Raw genomic sequence first — 22,490 nt, forward strand, 5'->3', positions numbered from 1 at the left:
GATTTACAAAACTGCTTGAAATTCCTTGACCAATTCAGGATTTACTCCCCATTGCTTGCCATATTCCAAAGGAGCGGAGGAAAAAGAAAGGTCGGGGGAAAGGTGAGCGTTACCAGTAGCTTGCTCAAGCTTACAGGAGGCATGCACTTCCTTGAGGAAGCCGGATGCCCGAAGCGGGGAGACGTGTTCCGGCTTGGTGCCTCCGCCAGGTAAAATTATGATTCGCTCCCCAGCCTGCTTCAACAAGGACAAAACAACCTCAAGGCCCTCATTTAGTGTGTTTTTGCCTCCAGAAGTTAAAATCCTCTGAAAGCCTAGGGCAACAGTTTTCTCCAGAGAATCTGTCAAATCCAAAGAAGCATCAAATGCCCGATGAAAAGTACAGGGCTTCCCATTGGCAGCTCGAAGAAGCATTTCGCAGGCAGATTCATTGACTCTCCCCTGCTCATCCAAGACCCCAAAAACAAATCCATCTGCACCCAAATCTCCCAAAAGCTGAATATCCTGCTTCATGACCAACAATTCCTTCTGAGAATAGACGAAATCACCGCCTCTGGGACGAATCATGACAAAAACAGGAATATCCACCTCACTTTTGACGAAGCGAAGCATTCCTGCGCTGGGAGTTTCTCCTCCCTCAGGAAAATTGGAACACAACTCCAACCGATCAATCCCTTTTTGCGCTGCTTCAAGCGCTCCATGGAGATTAAATACAGGAGCTTCTAGTAGGATTTTGTTCATGATGAATAATAGCTTGCCGCGTCAATCAATACATTTCCGGACTCTGTCGCACGGGCATAGTTGAAACCTGGACGAATCGCATAAGCACCCACCTCTCCGTATTTATTGATAGCTAAAAAACCGGCCTGAATGTCATCCCCCTCCTTATTTTTTGCCACAAGACGCCTCACAGCTTCTTCGCAAGCTTCTTGGGGAGTTCTTCCTTGGCGCATCAATTCCACAATCAAAAAGCTGCCACAAACCCGTATGATGGTTTCTCCCAATCCGGTGGCCGTAGCTGCACCGACTTCATCATCCACATACAGTCCCGCTCCGATGATGGGACTGTCCCCTACCCGTCCGTGCATCTTATAAGCAAGGCCACTCGTGGTACAACTCCCTGCTAACTTGCCTTCTGCATCGATTCCGATCATCCCGATGGTATCGTGATTTTCGATGTTGATGATTGGCTTATACTGGCTGGTCTTTTTCCATTCTTCGTAAGCCGCTTTGGCTTTGGGGCTTAGTTCTTCTTTTTCCAAAGGAAAGCCCTGAGCAATGGCAAATTGCCTTGCGCCTTCCCCTGCAAGCATCACGTGAGGGGTCTTTTCCATCACCGCACGGGCAAGAGAGATCGGATGTTTGATTTGTCTGACAAAGGCCACCGAGCCACAGGAACCGTCACCTGTCATGATCGAAGCATCCAGCGTGGTAATTCCCTCTCGATCCGGTAGCCCCTGAAGGCCCACGGTAAGATTTTCCATATCCAGCTCGGTATTTCTCACTCCGGCCTCCACGGCATCGAGAATACTCCCTCCCTCCTTCAGCTTTGCCCATGCATCGGCATTGGCTGGAATCCCGTGATTCCAGGTGGAAAGTATAAGGGGTTTTTCACCGGAACTTGGACTTTTCTCGACCGTCTGGGCGCAGGCCGAAGCTACTCCAGGTAAAAAAAGAGCCGAACCCATAAGGCTTTGCTTGATAAACTTTCTTCTTTGGGACATGAATCTTATTTTAGAAATCAGCTTTCAAATTATCATTTTTGAAAGAAAGATTTCCTTCCTTTTCCACAAATCCCAAAATAAGTATGAGACCCTATCTACTCAAAGAAGCCAATTGGAAAGACCTTCAGCACGTTCGCTACGAAATGGCCGTGCTTCCTTGGGGAGCTACAGAAGCCCACAACTTTCATATGCCCTATGGAACTGACGTCTATGAAGCAGACGCAATTGGAGCAGAGAGTGGAAGAAAGGCCTGGGAACAAGGGGCAAAGGTGGTCATTTTACCGACCATCCCATTTGGGGTAAATACGGGTCAGGCAGACATCTACCTCGACATGAATATTTACCCAAGTACGCAGCTGATTATTTTAAAGGATATTTTGGAAACGCTAAACCGTCAGGGTATCAAAAAATTCCTGATCCTCAACAGCCATGGAGGTAATAACTTTCAGCCCATGCTGAGGGAATTAGGATTGCAGTTTCCGGAGATGATGCTGTTTACCTGCAATTGGTTTCAGGCCTTGGACAAAAGCCAATACTTTGAGGAATCCGGTGACCATGCCGATGAATTGGAGACGGCATTGATTCAGTATCTTCACCCCGAATTAGTGCTTCCTTTGAATGAAGCTGGCGACGGGGCAGAAAAAAAATCAGTTATCCGGGGAGTTAGGGAAAAATGGGCTTGGGCTGAAAGAAAATGGTCCCAAGTAACGGCAGACACTGGTATAGGAAACCCAAAAAAGGCTACACCTGAAAAAGGAAAACGCTACTTTGACGATGTCACCGACAAAGTAGCGGACTTGATTTTGGATATCTGTTCGGCAAGGCTAGGTGAGCTTTACCGTTAAGAACCTAAATCCTCAAGTTCAGCTGCCTCACGAAAGCGGAGGATTAGGGGTTTGATTTTTGAGATCTAATGGTCAAAAATAGTTGGTGAAAAGCCTCCTAATATTCTGATATTTAATTAATTACAAAGACCTTATTGAAACCGATTTCAATAAGGTTTTTTTGTTTCATGAAAACTTCAAAAAAAGCGTTGTTGGGCCTGTGGGTTTCTTGACTCAATCAAGTGGGGAAAGCAGGCTGGCAAGCAGCGGTATAAGTGTAAAAATTGCGGCATTCTTTTCACGGGTTCGAACCCTTCTGTAGCCAGAAGCAACCAGTTTGTTTGGTTCAAAAAGTGGATAGTCGGGAAACGTACTTTTGAACAGTTGGTTGTTGAAACTGGGTTGAGCAAAAGCACGATTCAGCGACTTTTCAGAGGCTATCTGAAAGAACCGCCGATGCTGAGTGTCTACCCTTCCGAGCGGGTGAATTTACTCATTGACGGCACGTATTTTAGTAGGGATTTATGCTTGATTTTGTACCGGGACAACACGATCAAGTTCACCCAGCTCTATCGGTTCAGCGATGGAGAACGATACGAAGAGCTCAAAGAAGACCTGGAAAATCTACTGCTTCTTGGAGTCCAGATCGAGTCAATTACCTGTGATGGACATCGCGCATTGCTCAGAGCAATCCGCAAAGTTTGTCCCCAAGTCACCCTTCAGCGATGTGTGATCCATGTGCAGCGAATGTGTAGAATATGGCTTTCCAGCCGTCCAAAGAGTATTCCCGGTCAGGAACTTCGGAAAATTGTCTCTACCCTACATCTGATCAAGTCCAAACAGGAACTCAGTTATTGGCTGCTCGAACTGGCTAACTGGGATCATCGACACCATGAGTTTGTCCATGAAAAAACGGTCAATCCCATTACGGGAAAGTTTTGGTATAAACACAAACTGTTGAGACGTTCCTTCTCGGTTTTGAAAAGCGCCTTGCCCAACCTTTTTGCCTACCTGGACAACCCCAGAATCCCAAAATCCACCAATGGGCTGGAGTCATTTTTCGGACATTTAAAAACCAATTTGAATATCCACCGAGGTCTTTCAACCGGAAACAGAAAAAGCTTTCTGAGGTGGTATCTGTACTTCAAAAACTCCGGAAGAAAAAGGTTTTCTTAGCCATAGAACAAGAAGAATGAAGCATGAAAAAAGGGCTCCGAAAAACGAAGCCCCTTCATTCCACTTGGCAGATTCTATTGCTGGTAAGTTGCTCCTCAGCAGAGCTTACGTCCTCTTCAAACCTGCGCGGCATGTTATGAAATTTTTCGATCAAAGTCACCAACTATTTTTGACCACATTACCATTTTTGAAAAACGAGTAGTTTTCCGCGGTTCTGTGCTGCTGCGAAAAGAGGTTGACCATTTGCCCCTTGAAGCCTGACTAGGCCCTTAGCATCTCCCGGCACTACAAAGCCGCTTTCCCTGGAATTGACAGGAGTAAATCCTCCTTTTCCATTTCCCAAAAGCACCAGTCCCAAAGAAGCATCCAATCTCCCGATGAATATCTCATTTCCATAGTCATTTCCGGTAAGAAGGATGTCTATGTTTCCATCTCCGTTCACATCGGAGGTGGCTATTCCGTACACAGGTGCAAATTGGGCTAAGGTTGGCAACTCATGGACTTGGAATTTCCCTCCTCCAAGATTCTCCACCCAAACGGAACGATCATAATTACCTGTTAGGATTAATGCATCTTTTTTCTCCTCCTCTGTGAAAAGAGTAGTTTCGGTGGTCAAAGCAAAATACTTGTATCGCTCAAATTTTCTTCTGAAAAGGGTGCTCTGTCCATTTAGGTCATCCCAAAAATGGCTGGGGAAGGAATTATACCCTCCACCGATTTTGTCTTTGTAATAAGAAAAGACCACCGGATCCACACTGCCATTGGAATCAAAGTCTTTGGCATAAATCCTCACGGGTCGCTCGGAAGAAGGATGATGATGATTATTTGCACCGAGGTTACCTGTTACCCAGTCCATGTCTCCGTCCCCGTCCAGGTCTGCAGTCTGAATCGAATTCCACCAGCCCAGGTGATTTTCCAAACCTGTATCCGAAAGCTTCTGAAAGTTTCCTCCTGAATTCTTGAAAACCGTAATCGCCATCAGTTCTCCAACTACAACCAAATCGACCTGCCCATCCCCATCCACATCGGTCCAGGCAGCATCCGTGATCATCCCCAAATTCTGAATTTCCGGAATTCTCTCTTTGGTCACATCCACCAAAGTCCCGCCCTGATTATGGAGCAAATAGCTTTGTTCAGGATAAGGAAACTGGGCTACTGGAGTTCTTCCCCCTACAAAAAGATCGACAAACCCATCCCCATCAAAATCCGCTCCTTTTACGGTGCTTCCATTCCCTTTGATTCCGGAGAAGTTTTTGTCTAAGATAAAATTCCCTCGTCCGTCATTGAGGAGAAGCCTGTCCTCATAGTAGACCGACCCGGGAGCAAATTCGGCACTTCCACTGACCAAATACAAGTCCAAATCCCCGTCATTTTCTACATCAAAAGCGAAAATAGCCGCTTCCTCGTACATCATATCCTCACCGGATAGAAGGGGGTTTTCAGTAAATGTTCCGGAAGAATTTTGCGAATACCATAGAGGAGCAAATCCTGAGGAAGACCCAATCACCAAATCCTCCAATCCATCTCCGTTCAGGTCCCCAACTGCCATAGCTGGTCCATATTGCGAAAGCTTGTGAGGAAGAGTTCTCTGAATGTTGAAGTCAATTTTATCCTCTTCTTGATGGATAAGGCTAATTCCGAGCTCATCGGAAACCTCCTCGAAGACTGGATTTCCTTCACCCCAATCCATTATTGCGAAGGAGTTTTTTCCATTTGCGGCATCTTGATAGCTGATTTCCAAAACTTGATTGGCATCTATTGAGGATAGCTTTGACTCTTTTCCATCTAGCCAAATCACTCGTACTTCCTCAACCGAATTTGCACCTCCCAACCCGAAATGAAGAATATTTTCCACAGAGGACATATACCCACGGGCTACTTGAGCTTCTTGAAAAAGTCGAAGGGAATCGTTTACTGAGACCAAAATCTTGGCCCCCAAACCATCCGGGTTGGAAGCAGGTCCTTTGAGCTTTATTCTAAGAAAGCTGGAAGCAGGACTCCTTTCTTTCAGGGTATTTTCAAAAACAAAGGCAGGGTCATTGATATTATTGACCACGTAATCCAAGTCCCCATCCAAGTCGAGATCGGCAAAAACCGCCCCGTTGGAAAATGAAGGAGTATTTAACCCCCATTCTTCACCGCTGTCTTCAAAAGTTAAATTACCCAGGTTACGGTATGAGTAATTGGGGATTTTCACAATGGGAATGGAATCCAAAAGCTGTCTTACTGTGGCGATACTCCCCACATCAGCCCGATAATTGGCAAAGTCCTTATCTGTGATATCTCTTGGAAACCCATTGGTAATCAATAAATCCCGGAATCCGTCATTATCCACATCTACAAAAAGTGGGGCCCAGGACCAATCCGTCTGATAGACGCCTGCCATCAATCCGATTTCACTCATGGGCAAATCTGCCCCATTGTTCAAATGAAGCATGTTCCGGACATATTGGTATTCGTAACCCCATTGTTCGTTATTGATATAGGTCTGATATACATTCTTACCGATAGTAGTTTTCTTTCGGTAATTGTCCTCTCCCAACATGTCTATGGTAATCAGGTCAGGAAAGCCGTCATTGTTGAAATCAGAAATATCCGAACCCATGGAAAACTGGCTTTGGTGGCGCAATCGGTCTTTGGTCTGATTGGAAAAAGACCCATTCCGATTATTGATGTAAAGAATGTCATTGGTGATGTAATCGTTGCTGATATGGATATCAGGCCAGCCATCATTGTTCATATCCGCGATGGCAATCCCCAATCCAAAACCCTCGATGGTAATTCCTGCTTCAAGCGTGACATTAGTAAATGTTCCATCTCCATTGTTTCTGTAAAAGGCGTCGTTGTTGACGGCAGAACCATCGGTTACCTTTTCTTTAAAATTGGTAGGTTTAGCAGTGACTTGTTCGTTATTGAGTACATAGAGATCCAAATCTCCATCCAAATCATAATCCAAAAAGGCAGCCCCCATTCCATTACCTGGATCGGCAATACCATAGGTTTCTGCCATTTCAAAGAAGGTGACTTCCCCCTTTTCATTTTTTCCCTGATTGACAAAAAGAAGATTATTTCTTTCTCCGGGCCCTTTTTTCATGGCAGCTGATACATAGAGGTCGGGCCACCCATCCGTATTGATATCTACCACGGTGACTCCTGTGCACCATTTTTCGAAAGCCATGATCCCGGCACTTTCTGAAATGTCTTCAAACTGAAGTTCGCCTTTATTCAAATAAAGTCGATTGGGAACCTGATTCCCGGTAAAAAACAAGTCTGGCAAACCATCCCGGTCAAAATCCGCTACAGCGACTCCTCCCCCGTTGAAAATATATTCGTCGGTCAGAATATTGAAGCTATCCGACTCCGTGATTAGGTTATTGAAGGTAATTCCTGTTTCATCAGAGGGCTTTAAGACAAAGAGTTTAGCCTCTTTTTTACAGGAAAAAAACAGGATTGAAAGGAATAGAATTGAGAAAGGATAATAGGACTTCATGAATTTAATAGGGTGCTTTGGGAATTGAAAAATACCCATTTCCCAAGTGGAAATGAAGAATATGAGAAATAAATGGGCAAAAAAAAGAGGGCTTTTGGCCCTCTCTTTCTATTAATTAATCCAAGTGATTAAAAACCTGGGTTCTGAGTCAAAATATCAGCACCAACCAAGTCGATTTGATCCTGAGGGATCGGAACCCACTTGTATTTTTCTGTATATCTAGCACCACCCAAAGCAGCTGGAAGCTTCGCACCATCATATGGGAAGTAGAGGTTGTTCAACTCTGCATCAGCAGTTCCCCATCTTTGAAGATCATAGAATCTGTGACCTTCCATACCCAATTCTAGCAATCTTTCCATTCTTACCGCTTCTCTGGCAACGCTAGCATCTGTCCATGGAGAATCATAAGTTTTGATATCATAGTTGGCAGCCATGGTGCTATCTTCTCTCATCAATTTGGAATTGATCGCTCTTGTTCTAACTCGGTTGACATAGGTTCTTGCAGTTTCCAAGTTACCCAACTCAACTTCAGCTTCAGCAGCTAGAAGAAGAATATCTGCAAATCGGATGATCATGAAATTGATACCTGTGTATCCAGGAGTCCAAGAGGAGTTGTCCTGGAAAGAACCTTGTTCTGATCTAGCGTAGACATACTTTCTTGGTGAATAAGGACCTGCGTTAGGCTGATTTCTGATCCAAGCTTGACCAGGATGATCTTGCCAATCCAAATATGGAATTCCTCTTCGTCCTACAGTGTGATCCAATCTTGGGTCAAGTGGACCAGAATCTGGAGTGAAAGCCTCACCGGAAGCAACACCCATATCATTCTTCACTTCGTTTGCAGCACTATTGTAAGACTTATCCAAAAGAGGTAAGCCATCCTTAGTTCTGAAAGCATTTACAAAAGTAAATGTAGGTTGGAAGAATCCGCAGCAGTTACCAGGACCCGCAGGGCCGGTATTGTATGGAAAGTTCAAATCAAATTCAGGGTTTGCATTTTGAACTGCTCCTGTATTAGCTGCAGACTGATAAGCCCATACAGACTCTTCATGATTGTCGTTAGCTGCACGGAAAGCATCGTCATAGTAGGGTACCAAATCATACTTCAAACCATTTGAAGTAACTCCATTGGCAATCACATCATCAAACAAAGCCTTTGCACGGCTGTATTCTTTGGTATACATGAATACTTTGCCCAAATAAGCTTTTGCTGCCCATTGATTCACTCTACCTACTTGAGGTTGAGTAACAGGAAGGTTAGCAATTGCATATTCCAAGTCAGCAATGATGAAAGGCCATAGGTCCTTATCGTTTTTCACTTCTTCCAAACCTGATCCATAATCTACAGTCTCATCCACATAGGGAGTTCTGTTGTAGTCACGTGCCAATTCGAAATAGAAGTGTGCTCTGAGGAATCTTGCCTGAGAACTCAATCTAATTACGTCATTATCAGTTACATCCGCTTGACGGCTTTCCAATAAACGTAGTACGTTGTTTGCTCGTGCAATCCCTTCATAACAAACATTGTATTTGTCCCCCATATTACCCCCAGCAGCATCGTTTTCAAATCGCTGAATTGGATTTATGGTGGCAAAATCTCCAGGGTCGGTACCTTTGTTAGCCTCTCCCCCTCTAATACTCCCCCAAACCCAGTTGGAAGGAGACCCTAATCTGTTTCCGCGGCCATTTACCTGAGAATAGGCTGCGATCAATGACGCATCCAATCCTGCCAAAGAAGTTAACTGTGCTTCAGACAGCTGACCAACTGGCGGAACTTCCAGGAAATCTTCGCTACAACTCACTGCTACCATCATCGCTGTGGATGCTAGTAGGGCGCCGATTTTTAATTTGAAATTGTTCATTTTGTTAATCTATTATATTGTCTATAACTCGATTCTTGTTAAGTAGTTTGGTTTAGAAACTTAAATTTAAACCAAATGTCCAACCTCTGGTTACTGGGTAGTTTCCTACGTCGATACCAAAGGTCAAATCCGCATCACCACCTACTGCTGGATCCAAACCTTCATATCCGGTGATAGTAAACAGGTTGTTTACAGAAGCAAATACTCTTGCTCTTTCCATCTTCAACTTCTGAAGCAAACTTGCAGGTGCAGAATATCCTAATGTCAAGTTCTGCATTCTCAAGTATGAACCATCTTCCACATAAAAAGAGTTGGCCACGTTTGAAGTAGAGAAGTTTGCAGTTCTTTCGACAACTGGAATTTCAGCATTCAAATTCTCAGGAGTCCAAGCATTTTTCAAGCGCTCAGAAATAGCAGCACCTTCGAAAGTCTGGAAGAAGTCAGTAAACCAACGGGACTGATTCCAAATTTCGTTTCCAATTGAAGTATACAAGTAAGCAGATAGATCAAAGCCTTTGTAACCCAAAGTGAAAGTCAAACCTCCTGTAAAGTCAGGAACAGGATTACCCAAGAACACACGGTCATTTGGAGTAATCACACCATCACCATCCACATCTTCAAACTTAAATCGACCTGGAGCAGCACCGTCTTGGGTTGCATGTGAATTTACATCCTCTTGATTTCTAAACAATCCCAAAACATTAAATCCAAAGAAAGAAGACAATGGCTGTCCTACTGCATTTCTTATAGGTTGAATACCTCGGTAAGAAGGGTTAACAGTCGTAATGAAGTCTAGTCCAGGAGAGAGAGAAACGATTTCGTTCTTCAAAGTAGAACCAGTCAATGTCAACTCATAAGTCAAATCAGAAGTGAAGTTACCTCTGGTGGTTACCAAAAGGTCCAAACCTCTATTTAACATTTCACCAATATTCACCGCTGGAGGTGCAGCATTGCTACCCGCAGTCAAAGGAATTGGAACGGTAAAGAGCAAGTCTTTTGTATCTTTCTTCCACCAGTCAAAAATCACATCCAATCGACCGTTGAAGAAAGTACCGTCAAAACCAATGTTTTGAGTTACGGCAGTTTCCCACTGAGCGTTAGGGTTACCGATTCGAGATCTTCTGAAACCGATAACTGCACTAGAATTGGTACCTCCAATATCGTAGGAAGATGCGTTGATATTTCCGGCAAACAAAGAGAACTGGTTATTTGGATCCACGTTGTTAGAGTTACCCATTTGACCCCAGCCACCTCGAATTTTCAAATCATCAATCCAAGTAGCTCCTTGAAGGAAGGACTCGGAAGAAATTCTCCAAGCTGCAGAGAAGGCAGGGAATACACCGTATCTAGCATTCTCTCCAAATCGGGAAGAACCATCACGTCGAACCACCGCACTGAACAGGTATTTGTCGTTGTAGGTATACTTTACTTGTCCGAAGTAAGAGTTGAAATTCACTCCTTTGAATTGATTGGAGTTTACCTGACGGGTACTTACAGGCAAGTTGGAGATGGTAATGAAGTCAGGATCCTGAGAGAATGGATTTTGACCTACTGCATTCATGTTTCTACCTGCTCCTGTATTCAATGCTTCCTGACCTAACAACACATCAAATGCATGCTTGTCAAATTTCTTTTTCCAAGCCAACGTGTTGGTGAAAGTCCAAGCAAAAGAGAATCCGGCAAATTCATTATAACCGAAAGCTGAGTTGTTTTCAGAGTTTTCATACTGCAAACGAGTATACCCTACACCGTAGAAGTTGTCATACTGACCACCAATAGAGGTTCTAAAGGTCAAGTCATCGATAATGTCCCACTCACCATAAAGGTTACCAAAGGCATTGGCATTAAAGCTTCTATTGTTAAGAAGACCTTCTCTGTTTGCAACAGGGTTTCTTGGGTTGTTAAAACCTCTTGAGGCTGTACCTGCATATCCGCCAAACTCGTCATAGATAGGGATAATGGAAGGCATACGGAAGGCCTGAAGGATATCGTTTTCGTCATCAGATACACCTCGACCACCGGTTCCCCCTTGCTGACCCAAAACCTGACGGTAAGTAGCTTGGAAGTTTTGACCAATTCTGATTCTGTTGGTCACATCGAATTCTGAGTTGGCTCTTAAGGAATATCTTCTAAAGTCATTTCCAATCATGATACCTGCCTGCTCCTGAAGACCTACACCAACAAAGAATCGGGAAGTCTCACCGCCTCCATTGAAGCCCAAGGAATGTCTGTGAAGAGGTGCATTTCTTGTCAAAGCAGCATACCAGTCGGTACCTTCTCCGGTCATCGCTCTAGTCAACTGACGTACTGTACCGCGGGTAGGATCGATATTGTACCATTCTCTTTGCTGATCAATTTGAGCTTGAGAGAGTGGACCTGGCTGACCAGAAGCAACTCCCAGTGCTCCTGTTACAGGATCCTGGGTGATTAAGCTCAGATAATATGGCATTACTGGAGATGTTCCTGTACCAAATTGAGGGTGACCATACCGAGGAGCTCTATTCTGCAATCTTGCGGTGTTTGTTTCTGCCAACCAAGTGTAGGTAGCATAATCCTGAGGATTCATCATATCCAATCCAGTACCTGGATCAGTTACACCATACATACCGTTATAATCCACCCGAAGCTTTTTGTTTCTAGCTCCTTTTTTAGTGGTGTAAACGATAACGCCGTTTGCAGCACGAGCACCGTAGATAGAGGCTGCAGCCGCATCTTTCAATACAGTTGTAGATTCGATATCATCCGGATTCAAGAAGTCAGTAGAACCTGTAGGAAGACCGTCCACAATGTACAAAGGTTCGTTACCACCGAAGGCACCGAAACCACGAACACGAATAATGGAAGAAGTACCTGGCTGACCATTGGTAATTACGGTCACACCGGATACACGACCTTGGAGAGTTTGTTCCACGTTACCAGTAGGGATTACCTGAAGATCTCTAGGATCGACAGTGGCAATCGCACCGGTTGTTTCTCTTCTGGAGTCAATGGAGTAACCCGTTACCACCAATTCGGTAAGGGTTCTTTCATCAGGTTGCATGCTTACATCAATTACACTTCTCGCGCCGACTACTTGTTCGACAGCAGCGTAACCGATAAAAGAAAAGACCAAAGTCGCTTGGTCATTTGGCACATTGAGGAAATATTTCCCGTCAATGTCTGTGGCAGTACCGGTAGTAGTACCTTTCACCAGGATGGAAACCCCCGGCAAACCTACTCCGTACTCGTCAAGAACCGTACCCGTGACTGTTTTTTGTGCCATGACGGCACCAGCGGATAGGACTAAGAGCATGAGACACACACTTAGGATTTTGTAAACTTTTTTCATATACGTAGATAGATTGGGTAACAAGATTAATCTCAAAAACTTGTTTGTTTATTGTTTGTGCAATCGTTTGCGATTATTCTTAAAATAATAGCAATAGATAACTGTCTGAATTTTAGACTTCTATTGCGACTATACCTGGTCTGGGTAGGACCTGCGAATTAAATAACCTGTAGGTTTGAGTGCATCGGACGATGCTAGGCGAGAGTAGGAATTGCTAGGTAATAAGGATCATAGGCAGAGTAATTTTGGGTTAAATGTTAATTCTTAATCGTCAATGTTAAATAATCTAAAACAAATTTCAAATCCAAAACCCTAATAATTATTCGGAAAAGGCGTTTTTTTCTTTACTAAAAAGTTCAAAATCAAAATAAAACCAAAATATTCCCCTGAAAAACAAGGCTTTGATTATAATTTCTACCAAAATGAATCCCTGAAGCTTGAAAAGCAGAATTTTCTTTCTTTTCCTAGTGGGAGTTAAAAACGGAAAAAAACTCCTGAGTTTCTCTCAATTCCTGAAAAACAGGGTCCTGAAAAGCTTTTTCGGCCAATTGACGATTGGACTCTACCGCCCGCTTCAAATGGATCAAGGCAATCTCTGCCTGTCCAGATCCTGCTGCTATCATGGCTAGTCCATAATAGCCGTATCCAAAAGTTCTTCCCAAAATCACCGATTCTTCAAAAGCCGCATTGGCTTCGGCATAATCCTCAATCAGATAATAAGCCAAGCCTTTATTGAAATAGTCTTTTGGATCATTGAATTCATAATCAAATCGGAGCGTTGCCAGCTTATAATCTCCTCTCAAAATATCCAAAGCGCCACGCAGGGCTTCATTTTTCTGAATCAGATCTTTATTCTGAACCCCTACAGATGCATCAGAAAGCTTTTTGTATGCCTCCCAATAGCTCCCTTTTAATGCTAATATCTGACCTTGATTATGAAGGGCATAGGGATTTGCCTCTACGCGATAAGCCTGGACCAGCAATCGGTCTGCTTCATCCCACAGAATTTCTTTAGAGCCATAGTCCAAAGTACGCTGTGCCTGACGCATCCGAACTACCGCCATATTATTGTAAGGTAAAGGGGAATGGAAATACTCAGTCATCTTGGAATAGATGACTGCTTTTTCATCCAGACTATTGGTTGCCTCAGCTGCCTGAATCCATTCTTCAAAGCTCAACAGAGAACCTGAAGTGGTATTTTTCAAGGCTTCATTCAGCTTTCTGGTTTGTTCCATGTCCAGTCCCTTTCGAGGTTTGGACACTACCTCAATCTTTACTGCCCTAAGCTTGGGAAACAAGTCTTTTTGCACCTGAGAAAAGCCGGGAATTTTTATCAATCGCTCGTATTGATCCTGAAAAGGTTCTCGGTTCAGCAGCACAGCATACATTTCGTCCTTTCTCTGAGTAGAAATCCCTTCATAATCCCTTAAAAGTAATCTGAGATCAAACCAATCGCTCCATCGGGAATCTACCCTGATCAATGAATCAGGAAAAGCCGAAAGACGGGTTGCAAGATCTTTCTTAAAAGCCTCCGCCCTACTCATTCCTAATTGACTGGACTTGCCCTCAGCAGACTCTGGGGATTGCAATCCTGTAATTTTCAGGGACTGCACCAAAGGATTCCTCTGAAGAAAGTCATCCAGTCCCTTTATCGAAGATTGATAGGCACTATTTTTTTTGATTTGAGCCTGTCCGGGATCAAAATAAAAGACAAACTCTTCCCTTGACACAGCATCCTTGTCGGCCTGTCCCGAAAGCATGTAAGCCCCTACCTCAGGAATAGGTTCGTCAGAATAGACCTCCCCCAATTTGACCATCAATTGAGGAGCCAAGACGCCCTTGGTCAAGGTCTTTCTCTCCAATACTTCCTCTCCGGAACGCTTTTGTTGGACAAACTGCAACTCCAAACTTGCACCCAACATCCAGTCCTCGAAGAGAATGGAATAAGATTTCTCAAAACGAAAAGCTGTCCCCTCTCTTGTTAAAGGAATATCTCCTAAGCCTAAGTTTCTTGACTGAGCCAAAAAATTAAGCCTAAGTTTGCTATTGCGAATAGCCATTATTGATTCTATGGGAATCGTACCCATCACCTCAAATCGAAGGGAGTCACCCTCTAATTTTAATTTGTAAGGATTGACCTGGGCATTACTCAGATACTTGCTTTCAGGCATAGTTCTTGCCAAGGATTCGTCGCAATAGGCTGAATGCCAAAGAAAAATTGCAAAGAATGAAAACATTCTTACATAAAGTTTACTTATTGGAAAGACAAGCATTTGTTCTATTTTTGACCGACTAAACCACCGCAAATCATGGAAAAATTAAAACTATTCTTCGAAGAAAGAGCTTTCGGTGTATGTTCCCGACTCGGCGAGAAGCTCAATTTTCCCATTGACAGTATTCGTTTATTTTTCATTTACTCTTCATTTGTCACCTTAGGCTCACCGGTAATCGTCTATGTCTCGATGGCCATGATGATGAAAATCAGAAAATATTTCCGCAAGATGAACAATCCTGTGCTTTTCGACTAAAGATCTGAAAAGGTCTTTTTCTTCAAGACAAAAAAGTGCCAAAAGACAAAGCGCACTGGACCAGACCGGAAAATCTCCCGGTCTTTTTGATTTTTGGGGCTGGATGGATATAGAGATCTTGTTTTGAAAAAATCGGAATATCCATTGAAAATCGCCTTCGACGCCTCTGTTTTTCCTTGCAGATAAAACTGGATTGAAGAGAGGGTCTCCAAAATGCTTTTCAGAAAAAACAGCATCCAAAACCTGATTTTGGATTCATTTTTATAAAGCATGCTCAAACTGTTTCGGATATTCAAGTATAGTTTTTTGGGATTGGAACGAGAAAGAGTAGCCCCACCCTGATGATAGACTCTCACCCCACCATGATATCCTATTTTCCTTCCCGCCTTTCTAAGTCTCCAGCAGAGATCAATCTCCTCCATATGTGCAAAAAAATGAGCGTCAAATCCTTGCTGCGCAAAAAAATCCTCAGCCCGAATAACCATACAGGCACCTGATGCCCAATCCACTTGGATTGAATCGTCATATTGCCCCCGGTCCGTTTCCAGCACATCCCAAATCCTCCCCCGGCAGTAAGGATATCCCAAACTATCCAAAAATCCTCCACCAGCACCCGCATAATCAAATCGCTCCCGGTCGGACCAAGAAAGAATTTTGGGTTGAACACAGGAGTACTCTGGATTCCTTTCCAGCCAGGATAACAGGTCCTGGTCCCAGTTCGGAGTCACTTCCACATCCGAATTGAGCAAAATTAGGTATTCATATTGTCCCTTTATCGACTCGAGTCCCCAATTGTACCCTCCGGCAAACCCGAAATTCGAAGTAAGTCGGATGAGTTTTACCAGAGGAAACTCATGCTCAAGAAAGGAAAGAGAAGAATCCGTGCTGCTATTATCAATTACCCAAATATCCGATTGGCTATGAGCCAATACAGAGGGAAGGAAAGTAGGCAAAACCTTTTCTCCATTGTAATTGAGAATAACAACCGCGGATTTTTTCATAAAGAGGGAAAGTTTGCTCCAGGTTTATTCGGAGCCTTATTCCAGTTGCAAAAAACTTTTCTTGCTTAACCAAACATGCTTCCAAAGTCCATCCCGGGAATATTGGGAAGCATACCTTGAGTGGCAGCTTTCATTTCTTCTTTGATTTTCACCTCAATGGCTTCCATGGCCTTGTTGGTAGCGGCTACAATCAAGTCACTGAGCATCTCCTTGTCATTTGGACTGAGCAGAGATTCATCCATTTCTATGGTCAGGACTTTGCGCTCCCCATTCACCCACACTTTGACCATTCCGGCACCTGCTTCTCCTTCTGCACGCAGATGAACCAACTTGGCCTGAGCCTCTTTTATTTTTGCCTGGGCTTCTTTGACTTTGCCCATTATACCCATAAGATCAAACATATCACTTAATTTTTTTTCAAATATATCTTTTTCAATAAGCAGAAATTACCGCAGTGAATAATAGAATATTCTATTTTCATACATAAAATCAGAATTTTATTCTAAAAAATTACCTTTTATATCAATCATAAGAATATTTAAGCAAACTTTTAGATGAATTATTCTGTAAAACAAAAAGTAACCTAACCTCTTCGACCATGAAAACCATTACCAGGATTGAAAAAGAAGCAATCCGCGATTTAACCTTTTCGAAAAGAGAAGTTCTTTCCTCTCCGGACCTGCGAAAACAGAGAGAGGCAGCTCTTCATCGTTCCCAGACCCTAGGCAATCTATTGCAAACCAAAGTCTATCTGACTTTTGAAAGCGCAGATGGCACCGCCTACCAGGTTCACACGACCGTTTGGGCAGTAGGGGCTGACTTTGTTGTCCTAAAAGAAGGGATTTATTTGCCTGTTTCCGCAATTCTTGAAGTGGATTAAACCAAGGTCTGCAATGCCTCATCAATCGTGAAAGCTTGCTGATCTCCAGTCTTTAAGTTTTTCACAGCCAAGGTATTCGAACTGATTTCTGCATCTCCGCAAATCCCCACAAAGGGGATTTCTTTTTTGGAGGCATATTCCAGTTGCTTTTTTAGCTTGGAGGGGTCAGGATAGATTTCCGCTTTGATTCCTGCTGCTCTGAACTTACCCAAAATGGACAGAGCATAGTCAAAGCCCTTCTGATCAAAATAGGCTAAAAGCAGCCGAGTCCCTTGTAGACTTTCTTCAGGAAATAGCCCCAATTCGTCCAAAACATCGTAAATCCGATCTACCCCGAAGGAAAACCCAACACCGGACACCCCCGGTAGGCCGAAAACACCAGTAAGGTCGTCGTATCTTCCTCCCCCACTTACCGAGCCTATAGAAACACCGTGTACTTTCACCTCAAAAATAGCCCCTGTGTAATACGAAAGCCCTCTTGCCAACAAAACATCAAAATCCACATGGGAAAGGTCTTCACCCATCTGCTTCAATACCCCTATTGCTTCCTCTATTTCCTGAATCCCTTTAAGGCCAGTTTCTGAGCTTTTTAGAAATTTACGCAGAAAATCCAGCTTTTCCGCCAGCCCGTCTTCCAAATTAACCAAGGGTACAAGCTTCTGAACCGATTCCGCTCCAAATCCCCTCTGGGACAATTCCTCCTTCACTTTTTCCCAACCTATTTTGTCCAGCTTGTCAATTGCTACACAAAGAGGCCCTTCTTTTCCTGCTTCCCCTATAGCTTCAGCGATACCTGTGAGAATCTTTCGGTTGTTGAGCTTGATGCTGTAGGATTTGAGCCCCAACTTAGCGAAGACTCTTCGGATCATCAGGATAATCTCTGCCTCGCAGACCAAACTGTCCGTACCTACCACATCCGCATCACACTGATAAAACTCTCTGTAGCGGCCCTTTTGTGGCCTATCTGCCCTCCAAACCGGCTGGATTTGATAGCGCTTGAAGGGAAAAACCAATTCATTGCGATTCATGACCACATAGCGGGCAAAAGGAACCGTCAGATCATAGCGAAGTCCTTTTTCAGAAACTTTAGGGAGAATGGCAGAGCTTCCGTTTTTCAGGTCTTCCTCGGTGACATCCTTGGCAAAATCCCCGGAATTAAGGATTTTGAATAAAAGCTGATCGCCCTCATCCCCGTACTTTCCGGTAAGGGTGGACAGATTTTCCATAGCAGGAGTTTCGATCTGTTGATAGCCAAACAGCTGAAAAGTCTCTTTAATGGTATCCAGAATGAAGTTTCTTCGACCCATTTGAAGGGTTCCAAAGTCTCGCGTTCCTTTGGGAAGGGAGGGCTTTTGCATGTCTTTTTTGGTGATTTAGGCCCAAATTTACCCAAAAATCCCCAAAAGGCCGGAGCATCCTGGATTTTCTCAAAGAATAATTTGCCGGATTTTTAGGCATAAAAGAATTGTCTTCCTATCTTTGCGCCTCATTTCGAATCCAAAAACTTAAACATATACGGCCATGGGTGTAACTACTCTAAAAAGAAAATTGAGAAGAAAAAGACAGGGGCAGAACGCTCGCGTGATCAAAATCAAGCAGTTGAGTGCGAAGCCTGTGATCAAAAACGTGGACATCGAAGAGCTTAAGGCTTCTTTCTCCAAGTAATTTCTTCCTTTGAGAAGATAAAAAGCGGCTCCACAGCCGCTTTTTTTATTTTAAACCCTCCCTCTTTTTCCCAACTCCACCACTTTTAGATTGGTGATTTTCCCCTGGTCCAGGTCAAAAAGCAGCATAGTTCTCGTCTGATGAAATCCCTGCTGCCCTATGGCTCCCGGGTTCATGTAGAGGCAATTGAGCTCCCGGTCGAATTCTACTTTGCAAATATGGGAATGCCCGCAGATTAATACTTGGGCCTTGGACTCCCTGATTCGGATTTTCACTCCTTTTGCATACCGAGGCGGCTTCCCTCCGATATGCGTCATCAATACTTTGACTCCCTCCAGCGTAAATTCATTCCACTCCGGAAAGCGTTCCTGAACCTCCTGATCATCGATATTTCCAAAAACCCCTCTCACAGGAATTCCTTTGGGCAGGCTATCGATCACTTGAAGATCACCAACATCCCCCGCATGCCATATCTCGTCTACATTTTGAAGATATTCAAGCGTTTTGTGATCAATGTAACTGTGCGAGTCAGAAATCAAGCCGATCTTTTGGGGCATTTTGAGTAGATTTAAGGTCAAGTGTAATTCAAAATTCTGTTTTTTCTTTGTTTAGAAAAGTAGAAGCTTTGAACAAACCCAAAATCACCCCAAAAGACATTTCCTATTTAAGATTAACCAAGCAAAAAGTTATAAAACCAATATTACTATGAAAACGAAATTTATTTTCCCCGCCTTATTCTTATTTCTTCTGGTCTTCTCTGCTTCTGCACAGACAGCCCTTCAGGACTCTATTCAGGTGATTTCCATAGAAAAATTCGAAAAAATGTCCGCAAAAAAGAAGGCCAGAATTGTAGATGTCCGAACACCCGAAGAGGTATCCGAAGGTCACCTTGAGGGCGCCTTGAACATCAATTTCCTAGGTGAAACCTTCGCTGAGGAGATTGACAAACTCGACAAAAAGAAAACCTATCTCTTGTATTGCCGTTCGGGAAGCCGTACCCGTAAAGCTGCTGACTTGATGCAAAATGCGGGATTTAAACATGTGTATATGCTTGAGGGCGGAATTACCGCCTGGAAAGAAGCAGGCAAACCCATCGAAAAATGAATTTGATCAAATCAGTTAACCCTTTTACCAACCAACTTTTAAAAGAATTTGTACCCCTTAGTCAGGAAGAAGCCAAAGAACGTGTAGTTCAGGCCCAAGAGTCTTTTAAGGCATGGAGGCAAACCTCATTGTCAGAGAGGGCTGTTTTGATGAAAAAAGCAGGAGAACAACTCCGAAGTGAAAAAGAACACTATGCCCGTCTGATTTCCCTGGAAATGGGAAAAGTAATCCGAGAATCCCTAGCGGAAATTGAAAAATGCGCATGGGTTTGCGACTATTATGCGGAGCATGCAGAAGATTTTCTGCAGGATGAACCTATAGCCCTTCCTGATGGGAAAAAGGCCAAAGTTATTCATCAGCCTTTAGGGGTCATCCTTGCGGTGATGCCCTGGAACTTTCCTTTTTGGCAAGTATTCCGATTTGCTGCCCCTACCCTGATGGCAGGCAATGCCGGAGTCCTGAAGCATGCCTCAAATGTACCGCAATGCGCTTTGGCTATTCAGGAGGTGTTTGAAAAGGCCGGCTTTCCCAAAGGCCTTTTTCAATCTCTTCTGATTAGTTCGGATGTCACACTTGACCTTATCCAAGAGCCTCAAATTCGCGCGGTTTCCCTCACAGGAAGCGAACCTGCAGGACGGGCAATTGCTGCGGCTGCTGGCAAGGGGCTGAAGAAGACCTTGCTAGAGTTGGGAGGCAGTGATCCTTTTATAGTTTTTGCGGACGCAGATATCGATCAAGCTGTGGAAACTGCTGTCAAAGCCCGGATGATCAATTTTGGGCAGAGTTGCATAGCTGCCAAGCGATTTTTGATCGAGCATTCCGTCTATACTCAGTTTGTAGAGGGATTCCAAGAGCGTTTGAGCCAACTCAAAGAAGGTGATCCACTGGACGAGAATTCGGATTATGCTTGCATGGCAAGGCCTGATTTGGCTATGGAGCTATTCGAACAGGTAAAAAAGACTCGACTTCTCGGAGGAACAATTCCTTTTGGTGGAGAAAAACCGGAGCAGGGATCTCCATTTTTCAAACCCACCCTAATCACTGATATCCCAAAAAACTCCCCTGCGTTTCTGGAGGAGATGTTTGGACCTGTGGCTTCCTTCTTTTCCTTTGAAAGTGAAGAAGAAGCAGCACAGATCGCCAATGCAACAGATTTTGGACTCGGTTCGTCCGTTTGGACCAAGGATTCCGATCGTGCCGAGCGAATGAGCCGGTCCATAGAAAGCGGAGCGGTATTCATCAACTCCATGGTAGCCAGTCATCCTTGGCTTCCCTTTGGGGGAATCAAAAACTCCGGCTACGGCAGAGAGCTAAGCCGTCAGGGTATTCTTGAATTTGTCAATACCAAGACCGTCTATCTGGGGTAAAATCCACCTGGACAAAGAAACGGGCAACTTTTGCAAATGCCCGATTCCTTCCTATTTTTACGAGCCAAAATTTTGTCTTTAAATCATGAGAGAAATACAATTCAGGGAAGCTTTGAGAGAGGCGATGTCCGAAGAAATGAGACGTGATAAGAACGTTTTTTTAATGGGTGAAGAGGTGGCCGAATACAACGGCGCCTACAAGGTATCCCAAGGAATGCTCGATGAGTTCGGACCTGACCGAATTTATGACACCCCAATTTCCGAATTGGGCTTTGCCGGCTTGGGAGTAGGTGCTGCGATGAACGGCCTGAAGCCCATCATTGAGTTCATGACATTCAATTTCTCTTTGGTAGCTATAGATCAGATCATCAATTCAGCAGCCAAGATGTATTCTATGTCCGGAGGAGCCTATTCAGTACCTGTGGTTTTCCGTGGTCCTACAGGAAATGCCGGACAGCTCGGAGCTACTCACTCTTCTAACTTTGAGAATTGGTTTGCAAATACTCCAGGACTGAAAGTGATCGTTCCTTCCAACCCTTACGATGCGAAAGGCTTGCTCAAAGCCGCAATCCGTGATCCGGATCCGGTTATCTTTATGGAATCCGAGTTGATGTATTCCGACAAAGGTGAAGTACCTGAGTCAGAATATCTTCTTCCCATCGGAGTAGCTGATGTAAAGAGAAAAGGAAAGGATGTCACACTAATTTCCTTAGGAAAAATGATGAAAGTAGCTCTCGAAGCGGCCGAGGAAATGGCCAAAGAGGGCATCGAGTGCGATGTGATCGACTTGAGAACGGTACGCCCCATCGATTATGCAACCTGCGTGGAATCATTGAAAAAGACCAACAGAGCTGTTATCGTGGAAGAGGCAAATCCAATTGCTGCCATTTCTTCTGAATTGACTTACCATTTCCAGAGATATGCCTTTGATTATCTTGATTCTCCAGTCATTCGGGTCAATTCTATGGATATCCCATTGAGTTACTCTCCAACCTATATCGACGCGACTCTTCCCAATGTGAAAAGAACCGTGGAAGCGATCAACAAGGTCCTCTACAGATCCTAAAAATGAAGAAGCCCGGTTGACCGGGCTTTTTCATTTATGCTTCTTTTAAAATCAAAATCAGATTAGGGTTATTCGGAATAGATTCTAAAGGTGCTTTTTATTTGCTCGCAGTTTTGGTTTCTAAAACCGGGGAAAAATCAACTTTTTGACCTACTTCGTACTTCCCTTTGTGATCCAATTTCCAGGTGGGTCTGGCATTGATATTCCCTGGATTGACAGGAATAATTTTATAACCTACCATCCCATTAAATTTTTCCTCATTGGGTACATAGATCTCAGAAACTACCCAAATGGTTGGCTCTTGCGGAATGATCAGTTTTTTCTCAGGAGTACAGGAAAAAGTCAGTAAGGAAAAGAAGGTCAGGACAAGTAGCTGAAAAAGAGAAACATAAGAATCATTCAATTTCTTCAATTTGATGGATGAATTCATTTGTAGATTTCTTTTTAGGTTAAGGGCTTAGGATTTCGCTCGCCA

Annotated in this window: 19 protein-coding genes; 8 read left to right on the forward strand and 11 right to left on the reverse strand. The window is 43.8% G+C overall.

Going from position 1 to position 22,490, the window contains the following annotated elements; all coding sequences use genetic code 11:
• Window positions 1-3: 3 nt before the first annotated feature.
• A complete protein-coding gene (locus AAA942_RS06725; RefSeq protein WP_338219476.1) occupies window positions 4-741 on the reverse strand; it encodes a copper homeostasis protein CutC in 738 nt (245 codons plus the stop codon).
• Window positions 738-1,724, reverse strand: coding sequence for an isoaspartyl peptidase/L-asparaginase family protein (locus tag AAA942_RS06730; RefSeq protein WP_338219477.1), 987 nt, complete (start codon window positions 1,722-1,724; stop codon window positions 738-740). Before AAA942_RS06730 ends, AAA942_RS06725 begins: the two co-directional genes overlap by 4 nt.
• 83 nt (window positions 1,725-1,807) lie before the next feature.
• Here AAA942_RS06730 and AAA942_RS06735 point away from each other — a divergent pair, with 83 nt between their 5' ends.
• Complete coding sequence (locus tag AAA942_RS06735) at window positions 1,808-2,569, forward strand: creatininase family protein (RefSeq protein WP_338219478.1); 762 nt, start codon at window positions 1,808-1,810, stop codon at window positions 2,567-2,569.
• A gap of 216 nt (window positions 2,570-2,785) precedes the next feature.
• Entirely contained in the window at window positions 2,786-3,724 is a 939-nt protein-coding gene (locus AAA942_RS06740) for an IS256 family transposase, variant Zn-binding type (protein WP_445083334.1), read from the forward strand.
• A 178-nt stretch (window positions 3,725-3,902) separates the two neighbouring features.
• Here AAA942_RS06740 and AAA942_RS06745 read toward each other — a convergent pair whose 3' ends face one another.
• The 4 genes from AAA942_RS06745 to AAA942_RS06760 all read right to left on the reverse strand — a co-directional run bounded on the left by AAA942_RS06745 (window position 3,903) and on the right by AAA942_RS06760 (window position 14,641).
• Window positions 3,903-7,214 (reverse strand): VCBS repeat-containing protein, encoded by a 3,312-nt coding sequence (locus tag AAA942_RS06745; protein ID WP_338219479.1) that lies wholly within the window; start codon window positions 7,212-7,214, stop codon window positions 3,903-3,905.
• 128 nt (window positions 7,215-7,342) lie between these two features.
• On the reverse strand, window positions 7,343-9,076 hold the full coding sequence (locus tag AAA942_RS06750) for a RagB/SusD family nutrient uptake outer membrane protein (protein ID WP_338219480.1): 1,734 nt from the start codon (window positions 9,074-9,076) through the stop codon (window positions 7,343-7,345).
• A gap of 52 nt (window positions 9,077-9,128) precedes the next feature.
• Window positions 9,129-12,404 carry a SusC/RagA family TonB-linked outer membrane protein gene (locus AAA942_RS06755; protein WP_338219481.1) on the reverse strand — a complete coding sequence of 1,092 codons (3,276 nt, stop codon included), beginning with the start codon at window positions 12,402-12,404 and terminating at the stop codon, window positions 9,129-9,131.
• 464 nt (window positions 12,405-12,868) lie between these two features.
• Window positions 12,869-14,641 (reverse strand): tetratricopeptide repeat protein, encoded by a 1,773-nt coding sequence (locus AAA942_RS06760; protein WP_338219482.1) that lies wholly within the window; start codon window positions 14,639-14,641, stop codon window positions 12,869-12,871.
• A gap of 72 nt (window positions 14,642-14,713) precedes the next feature.
• Between AAA942_RS06760 and AAA942_RS06765 the strand changes: the two genes are divergently transcribed.
• Entirely contained in the window at window positions 14,714-14,932 is a 219-nt protein-coding gene (locus AAA942_RS06765; protein ID WP_338219483.1) for a PspC domain-containing protein, read from the forward strand.
• On the opposite strand, the gene AAA942_RS06770 is transcribed toward AAA942_RS06765, so the two are convergent.
• Both AAA942_RS06770 and AAA942_RS06775 read right to left on the reverse strand, forming a co-directional pair.
• Window positions 14,929-15,933 carry a glycosyltransferase family 2 protein gene (locus AAA942_RS06770; protein WP_338219484.1) on the reverse strand — a complete coding sequence of 335 codons (1,005 nt, stop codon included), beginning with the start codon at window positions 15,931-15,933 and terminating at the stop codon, window positions 14,929-14,931. The two genes, AAA942_RS06765 and AAA942_RS06770, sit on opposite strands and share 4 nt — an antisense overlap.
• 65 nt (window positions 15,934-15,998) lie before the next feature.
• Window positions 15,999-16,334: a YbaB/EbfC family nucleoid-associated protein gene (locus AAA942_RS06775; protein ID WP_338219485.1), complete on the reverse strand. Its 336-nt coding sequence runs from the start codon at window positions 16,332-16,334 to the stop codon at window positions 15,999-16,001.
• A 197-nt stretch (window positions 16,335-16,531) separates the two neighbouring features.
• On the opposite strand from AAA942_RS06775, the gene AAA942_RS06780 reads away from it, so the two are divergent.
• The gene (locus AAA942_RS06780; RefSeq protein ID WP_338219486.1) at window positions 16,532-16,813 is read left to right on the forward strand and encodes a hypothetical protein; all 282 of its coding nucleotides are present in this window, start codon (window positions 16,532-16,534) and stop codon (window positions 16,811-16,813) included.
• On the opposite strand, the gene hisS is transcribed toward AAA942_RS06780, so the two are convergent.
• Window positions 16,810-18,171, reverse strand: coding sequence for a histidine--tRNA ligase (gene hisS / locus AAA942_RS06785; protein WP_338219487.1), 1,362 nt, complete (start codon window positions 18,169-18,171; stop codon window positions 16,810-16,812). The two genes, AAA942_RS06780 and hisS, sit on opposite strands and share 4 nt — an antisense overlap.
• Before the next feature lie 163 nt (window positions 18,172-18,334).
• On the opposite strand from hisS, the gene AAA942_RS06790 reads away from it, so the two are divergent.
• Window positions 18,335-18,478, forward strand: a complete 144-nt coding sequence (locus AAA942_RS06790) for a hypothetical protein (protein ID WP_338219488.1) — start codon at window positions 18,335-18,337, stop codon at window positions 18,476-18,478.
• Between the two features lie 50 nt (window positions 18,479-18,528).
• Here the strand turns inward: AAA942_RS06790 and AAA942_RS06795 are convergent, their stop codons facing one another.
• A complete protein-coding gene (locus AAA942_RS06795) occupies window positions 18,529-19,035 on the reverse strand; it encodes a metallophosphoesterase family protein (protein ID WP_338219489.1) in 507 nt (168 codons plus the stop codon).
• A gap of 148 nt (window positions 19,036-19,183) precedes the next feature.
• On the opposite strand from AAA942_RS06795, the gene AAA942_RS06800 reads away from it, so the two are divergent.
• The 3 genes from AAA942_RS06800 to AAA942_RS06810 all read left to right on the forward strand — a co-directional run bounded on the left by AAA942_RS06800 (window position 19,184) and on the right by AAA942_RS06810 (window position 22,015).
• Window positions 19,184-19,582 carry a rhodanese-like domain-containing protein gene (locus AAA942_RS06800; protein ID WP_338219490.1) on the forward strand — a complete coding sequence of 133 codons (399 nt, stop codon included), beginning with the start codon at window positions 19,184-19,186 and terminating at the stop codon, window positions 19,580-19,582.
• Complete coding sequence (locus AAA942_RS06805; RefSeq protein WP_338219491.1) at window positions 19,579-20,949, forward strand: NAD-dependent succinate-semialdehyde dehydrogenase; 1,371 nt, start codon at window positions 19,579-19,581, stop codon at window positions 20,947-20,949. The genes AAA942_RS06800 and AAA942_RS06805 overlap by 4 nt, the downstream gene beginning before the upstream one ends.
• Before the next feature lie 85 nt (window positions 20,950-21,034).
• On the forward strand, window positions 21,035-22,015 hold the full coding sequence (locus tag AAA942_RS06810) for a pyruvate dehydrogenase complex E1 component subunit beta (protein WP_338219492.1): 981 nt from the start codon (window positions 21,035-21,037) through the stop codon (window positions 22,013-22,015).
• A gap of 97 nt (window positions 22,016-22,112) precedes the next feature.
• On the opposite strand, the gene AAA942_RS06815 is transcribed toward AAA942_RS06810, so the two are convergent.
• Window positions 22,113-22,445, reverse strand: coding sequence for a hypothetical protein (locus AAA942_RS06815; RefSeq protein WP_338219493.1), 333 nt, complete (start codon window positions 22,443-22,445; stop codon window positions 22,113-22,115).
• Window positions 22,446-22,490: the final 45 nt, after the last annotated feature.

Origin of the sequence: Algoriphagus sp. oki45, assembly GCF_036245605.1 — a bacterium.
Taxonomy (GTDB): Bacteria; Bacteroidota; Bacteroidia; order Cytophagales; family Cyclobacteriaceae; genus Algoriphagus.